Source organism: Thermoflavimicrobium dichotomicum (assembly GCF_900114055.1).
GTDB lineage: Bacteria > Bacillota > Bacilli > Thermoactinomycetales > Thermoactinomycetaceae > Thermoflavimicrobium > Thermoflavimicrobium dichotomicum.
In genome coordinates, this window is the sequence record NZ_FORR01000043.1 from 1 (window position 1) to 6,112 (window position 6,112).

Genomic DNA, 6,112 nt, shown 5'->3' on the forward strand with positions numbered 1-6,112 from the left:
CCGTCCACCATGGAATATGGAGCTGTGGTGTAGAGGCCTAACATGCCTGCCTGTCACGCAGGAGATCGCGGGTTCGAATCCCGTCAGCTCCGCCATTTATGGCGATCATGGCGAAGTGGTTAACGCACCGGATTGTGGCTCCGGCATTCGTGGGTTCGATTCCCACTGATCGCCCCAGGATTAATGGAATATATTTATGTGCGGAAGTGGCTCAGGGGTAGAGCATCGCCTTGCCAAGGCGAGGGTCGCGGGTTCGAATCCCGTCTTCCGCTCCAAAAGAGTGAAGGCTGCTATATTGTTATATAGCAGCCTTTTATTTTTAGTGTATCACAAAAGGTTAAATCTTGAAGGCATTTTGGTGAAAGCTATGGAGGCGATTAGCCGACGAAAGAGTTTTAGGTGATAACGTTCATTTCCAGAGGGAAACAGTTTTTGTGCAATACGTTACTTTACTTGCTCAATTTGTTTTTTAGAGAATAAAAACAAAATTCCAAACAACATTTTTATTACAGCATCTATGTATCCAATCGTGGAAAAAGGAATGGATGGGTTTATATATCCCACTACTATTACAATAATAAGCAATTATTGAAGTTTAAATGAATTTCTACAAATATATTTTAAAAACCTTTTATTTTTTCGAGGATTAACAAACAAATTTCATATTATTCTAGAGCCAGTTACATGTAAATTCCTCCCACCTTCTCACAATCACATCACAGTAAACTTCCAGGATCAATCTTCTGACTTCTTGTATGATTTTGTCTCGAATAGTGGGATTACCTGGTTTTCTTATACTGCCATTTGATATGTCCATACGGTGTGGGGAAAATTTGTTGGGCCTATCATCGCCACCTGTTCGGCTTTTGCAAATGTTCATAGGGAGTGTAAACAAAATCCATAGTATGTCAATCGCATTTGTTGTTTGTAGTGTCCTTTTATCTTTTTCTCCTTGACCTTCTAGTAACTGGAGAGTGTAATCTGAAAGCAGGAGGTGGGACTGTGGATCAACACTTGTATCGAATTGGAGAAGTAGCGGCATTGACTGGAGCCAATCCCAAGACCATTCGCTATTACGATATGATCGGGTTGTTGACCCCCACATGTGTATCCGATGCGGGGTACCGGTATTATTCCACGCGGGATATCTGGAAGTTGGAATTGATCCTGACTCTTCGATATGTGGGTTTTTCGATTAAAGACATACGCAAGGTTTTGACCGGGGAAGTCAGTGTTTGCCAAGCGATCCGGTGGCAAAAGGAAGCGATTCAATCCCAGATTCGCCACTTGAACGATATGATGACGATTTTGGAACAAGCGCAGAACAGTGAGTCGGAAGAAGACTCGCTCCGATACATCCGAGACATGGTGCAGGCCATTGAGATGAGCATGGAAGAGCGACAACAGTTCGTGTTGGGAAAAGTGAAAGAAGGGCTTTTCAAAGGTTGGCCCCCAGACTGGAAGGAACAAATGGAGAAAAAGTTCAAACGTATCTTTGCATTGGAAGGGCCTTTGACGGCGGAACAAGCCGCTGTGTGGCAAGAGATTCGGTTATATCTGAATGATCCCGCTTTTTTGGAAGAAATGAGGCAGAACTTGATGCCGTTCGGTAAGTTGGTACAAAAATGGAATGTGACCGCTGACGAATTTGGAAGCAGAACATGGCTAGTCACGCAAGGGGCAATGCAATGCCTGCGGGAGGGAAGAGATCCGGATGATCCCCGGGTGCAGGCGTTGGTGGACGAGTGGGTTTCCATCTATGCCGAAGCCATGCATCTTCCTATGGATTTACTGTTTCTTGAGAGCTTTAGTGAACAAACGGGAAAATCGTTTCAGGGAAAAGAGGGAAGATTCTGGGAGTTGGTCGGGAAATTAAACCCCAAATCCGACCAGTTCTATGCTGCATCCCGTTTGTTATACCAAGGTTTGTGTTGGAAATTGAACCGAATTCGCAAAAGGAGTGAATGTGCTGGAACATTTTCATAAACGCTATCGCAATGTTCTGCCGTCAATGATTTCAGCTTTTTGGGCCAATTGTAGGAGCCTGGGTAGAACAAGCATTACTTGTCATCAAATTAGAGTCTAAAAGCACCTTAGGAGCTTATTTTGCCCCTGTGCGGCAAGGTGTGATCCAAGTTTATCAAAAAGGAGCACATTCCGATGCTGAGATTGGATCATTTTGTCGTTCATATTGACGAGGATATGGATCGCCTGGAGCAGCTGAAACTTGAAATTGAACCGATGGGTTTTCCGTTCAATCCGAAAAAAGGGAAGGAAACGAATGGATTCAAGGTATCAAACATCTGGATTGGAGACCAGTACCTCGAGTTAATTTGGCTGAAAAAGCGGAACAGCGACTGGCGCAAGGAATGGGTCGACCTTTACAATGAAGGTAAGCGGGGCATTTTTGGACTCATGCTCATGACCGATGATCTGGATACACTGCAAGACAAACTTTGCAGGCAGGGCATTCCCCTGCAGGAGCCGGAGCGGATTACGTTTAAGATATTTGGCCTCTTCAAAAAAACGTCCCCCTGGCGTACGTTGTATACACCGGTCATTCCTGGTACAGACCTGCAAATTGCGATCGTACAGATGGATTCATCGAAGCATTATGATTATATCCGAAAATACTTTATGAAGCCGAATGCTGAGGATAACGGCATCACCGGCATCCGAACAGCGACAGTCCGCAGCGATTTTTCTCAAGACGCATGGGAATACCTTCACAAGTTGTTTCCGGAGGCGCTGAAAATGGACAGTAAACTGACATTGGACATGGGAACGACGCAGCTTGTGTTCGAGAATCGGAAAGGAGTGTCACTGACGGTAGAGCTCCAGGCGGTATCAGTACTACCAAGAAAGCACCAGAGCTTTCAGGTCGAAAACGTGCTAGTGACGATCTAATGTGATCGTTGAGGCCGAATACTAAGTGATGACGGTTGCTTGATCAATGCAATCTAAAAACCGTTCGATGAACGGGTTTTGTCTATAATAACAAACTCAAGTTATTTTCTATTTATTGGGCGAAAGGTGCCGAATTCCCCTTAAGTAAAAAGGCTCCTACTTGCAAGGTAAGAGACTTATTTTTCATTTTCCCCTCTTTTCCTTTTCTTTTTCGGCAATACTGAATAGTATCAATAATATTGATGAGGTTTGATATGATTGTTGCTACTCCACACTGCTGAAGCCGTGGGATTCTTGGGTCGTCAGCGTCGGCAGTCCGTTTCCGTTTTAGTGGGCGCCCAAGTTCAGGAGTGTGTTATCACCCCGTTCAATGCAGTTCTACGGCACTAAGCCGCATGTACCTTACATGGACGGCATACCTGTTACCAGTAAGCAAATTCCTTTTCTCACTTTAATTGACCTTTTTGGTTAGTCACTTTTATTTTTTAAAAGAACAGCCGTCTGAAAGTCCACGGTCTTAATCCTAAGCATTCCCCACAACTTTTTTATATTGAATCGTGTCCGGCATAACAAATGGCGAATATTCCGCTTTCCAAAGATACAACCTATAAATGTGATATTGAAAGGAGGAAGGTTGATGGATCTTAATCGAGCGAATCAAATTGTAGAATCTCCCGAAAGGATAAAAGTGACATATCAAGGGGTTCCTGTCTGGATTCAAACCATTGATGATGGAACGCAAACCGCAGTTGTGTATAACGAGGCTGATCCAGATATTGAAAAAACGGTTCCAGTGAGTGATCTAAGGGAGGAGAATTGATAAAAGAAACACAGTTTGTGAAAAATAAAGCTCTTCTTGAGTTGAAAGATTTACAATAAAACGCCATCCTTTCTTGGTATCTCTAAAGAAAGATAGCGTTTTTTTATTTGAGGGACATCTTTTTAGCTTGATGGTTATGTTGCAGATCCTTATATGAGCAGGTGATTTTCCCTAAATAATAAAATGTCAGGATAAGAAACCCCTTGTTCTTTTCATTTTTGGCAACACTAAATAGTATTAATAAGCTTGATGAGGTTTGATATGATTGGACAAGAACACAGCGAGTTCCAATTATTCTGAAACGTATCCATTGAGAACTTCTTTCTCTTGCATTGCAACATAATTTAGATTCATGCAACAATTAATAATGGGAAGAGTCTATGAACAAGTCATTCAAACAATAAGGATATCCATTTAAAACAGGCTGCCTTAATGATTGATTGAAGGCAAATGATGAAGAATTGTTCAAAATAGATCGGGTTGGAGGGAAAAATCATGTGTGGCAGATTTACCTTGTTTGCCGAACAAGATAAGCTCGAAAGAAGATTCCAGATCCATTTAGACAAGATTGAACCACGTTACAATATCGCTCCTACTCAAGACATCCTGGCCATTACCTATTCCGAGGAAGAACGAATAGCTCAATTTTTTCGATGGGGACTGGTTCCTTCGTGGTCCAAATCAATATCCAACAAATACAGGATGATCAATGCCAGAGCTGAAACATTGGATGAAAAGCCCAGCTTTCGCCGATTGTTACAAAGAAAAAGGTGTTTGATTCCGGCATCGGGCTTTTATGAATGGAAGATGCAAGAAAATGGAAAGAAACAGCCTTATTTTATCAAGCTAAAAAACGTTGAACCTTTTGCTTTTGCTGGATTATGGGATGTATGGCAAAAGGATGGCCAATTCATTCATTCCTGTACGATTATCACAACACAACCGAATGAATTGATGAATTCGATCCACAATCGAATGCCTGTTATCTTAACATTGGGCAACGAAAATATCTGGCTGGATCCTGACATCACTGACTCTGAATTTCTGAAATCGTTGCTTGTCCCATTTGACTCCAACCAAATGGAAGCATATCCGGTTTCCAGTGATGTGAATTCGCCAAGGAACGATTTTTCTGATTTAATTAGAAAGAAAATTTAATTATCATTTTGAAAGAAGATCATCACTAAAGGAAAAAACAGTAAAAGAGACAATCAAGCGGATGAGCCTTGTCTCATAGAGAGCTGTTTCACGTTAAAGAAAAATGAGCAAGGAAGCACTAATGGAAATACATAGGCCTTCAGGTGCATGGATGTCAAGGTTTTGCTGGGATCGGTTCATCTGTCGTTTTGCATTGGTAAGTTAGACCACCAAACTCAGTGACAAATGTTCGAACATGGCTGGGCCAATGCGCATTGGTTTGAAAAGGATCATTATCTGCACCGGTTGGGGCCCATTTTGGTCCGATTTGCTCCGGGGTGAATCTTTTTTCGGAAAGATAGTAGCTACGGAGAATCCATGCCATTCGGGAAATCCCCCTATCCAGGGAAGAAAATGTTTCAAAAGAGGATGGATCGTCTGTGCGCATGATCCCTCCAGGATTATTGTATTTTTTCAGGACAGAGGATGTACCTCGATCCGTTTCCAGCATGGCGATGGACAGTAATAAAACGGGATCGACGCGATAGGTTTGTCCGGCTTTGACAAATATGGCTGCCTTTCCGCGAAAAAGACTGTCTGGCTTGTTTTGTGTCAGTTTGTCTATGATCTGGTCTAGCTCGTCAACTGATTTTTCCCGTCCACTTGGATAGCAACCGATATTTCGGGGAGTTATCATCAAATAGTAGATGGTTCCAATCGAGAGAAAAATGAGACAGATCCCTAAAAATAGTAGCCATTTTTTCTTATGCAAGATTTTGGTGAATATTTTCTTACCTGTATTTTTATCTTGTCTGTTATGTAGGTGAATGGAATTATTCATAGGTTGCTTCACTACCTTTCTATTTTATATTAATATTTCTTTTAGTTTTTTAAGAAATATAGGTGTGACAGAGTATAGAAACATGATAGAAGAGGTGATACAGCAAGAGATAAGCAATTTAAAGGGATGCCCGCTAAAAATGATTTTTCATGTACTATAAAAAATAATAGAAAAACCTATTGACTTTGATTTTAGATCGTGATATATTATTCACTGTCGCCGCGAGATGCGATGAAATGAATAAAAGAAAGTGTTCCTTGAAAACTAAAGAGCGAAACATGACCTCGTTGATTCGATAGAGCAAATCAAACTTTTTTTGGAGAGTTTGATCCTGGCTCAGGATGAACGCTGGCGGCGTGCCTAATACATGCAAGTCGAGCGGGGTTATTTCCTTCGGGAAATAACCT

The 6,112-nt window shown here is 41.8% G+C and carries 6 protein-coding genes, 3 tRNA genes and 1 rRNA gene; 8 read left to right on the forward strand and 2 right to left on the reverse strand.

Annotated features, from left to right (window positions below; all coding sequences use genetic code 11):
• Positions 1-18: 18 nt before the first annotated feature.
• From BMZ78_RS18005 to BMZ78_RS18015, 3 genes are all read left to right on the forward strand, one after another.
• A tRNA-Asp gene (locus BMZ78_RS18005) sits at positions 19-95 on the forward strand.
• A gap of 6 nt (positions 96-101) precedes the next feature.
• Positions 102-177, forward strand: a tRNA-His gene (locus BMZ78_RS18010).
• Positions 178-200: 23 nt separating this feature from the next.
• Positions 201-275, forward strand: a tRNA-Gly gene (locus BMZ78_RS18015).
• A 169-nt stretch (positions 276-444) separates the two neighbouring features.
• On the opposite strand, the gene BMZ78_RS19690 is transcribed toward BMZ78_RS18015, so the two are convergent.
• Positions 445-585: a DUF6609 family protein gene (locus BMZ78_RS19690; RefSeq protein WP_425263954.1), complete on the reverse strand. Its 141-nt coding sequence runs from the start codon at positions 583-585 to the stop codon at positions 445-447.
• Positions 586-1,002: 417 nt separating this feature from the next.
• Between BMZ78_RS19690 and BMZ78_RS18020 the strand changes: the two genes are divergently transcribed.
• The 4 genes from BMZ78_RS18020 to BMZ78_RS18035 all read left to right on the forward strand — a co-directional run bounded on the left by BMZ78_RS18020 (position 1,003) and on the right by BMZ78_RS18035 (position 4,885).
• Entirely contained in the window at positions 1,003-1,986 is a 984-nt protein-coding gene (locus BMZ78_RS18020) for a MerR family transcriptional regulator (protein WP_175482564.1), read from the forward strand.
• 174 nt (positions 1,987-2,160) lie between these two features.
• Positions 2,161-2,907, forward strand: coding sequence for a VOC family protein (locus BMZ78_RS18025; RefSeq protein WP_093231773.1), 747 nt, complete (start codon positions 2,161-2,163; stop codon positions 2,905-2,907).
• A 637-nt stretch (positions 2,908-3,544) separates the two neighbouring features.
• Entirely contained in the window at positions 3,545-3,727 is a 183-nt protein-coding gene (locus BMZ78_RS18030) for an H-type small acid-soluble spore protein (protein ID WP_093231774.1), read from the forward strand.
• Positions 3,728-4,222: 495 nt separating this feature from the next.
• Entirely contained in the window at positions 4,223-4,885 is a 663-nt protein-coding gene (locus tag BMZ78_RS18035) for an SOS response-associated peptidase (protein ID WP_093231775.1), read from the forward strand.
• A 154-nt stretch (positions 4,886-5,039) separates the two neighbouring features.
• On the opposite strand, the gene BMZ78_RS18040 is transcribed toward BMZ78_RS18035, so the two are convergent.
• On the reverse strand, positions 5,040-5,705 hold the full coding sequence (locus BMZ78_RS18040) for a glucosaminidase domain-containing protein (RefSeq protein ID WP_093231776.1): 666 nt from the start codon (positions 5,703-5,705) through the stop codon (positions 5,040-5,042).
• Between the two features lie 313 nt (positions 5,706-6,018).
• Between BMZ78_RS18040 and BMZ78_RS18045 the strand changes: the two genes are divergently transcribed.
• Positions 6,019-6,112 (forward strand): 16S ribosomal RNA (locus BMZ78_RS18045); the annotation flags it as partial.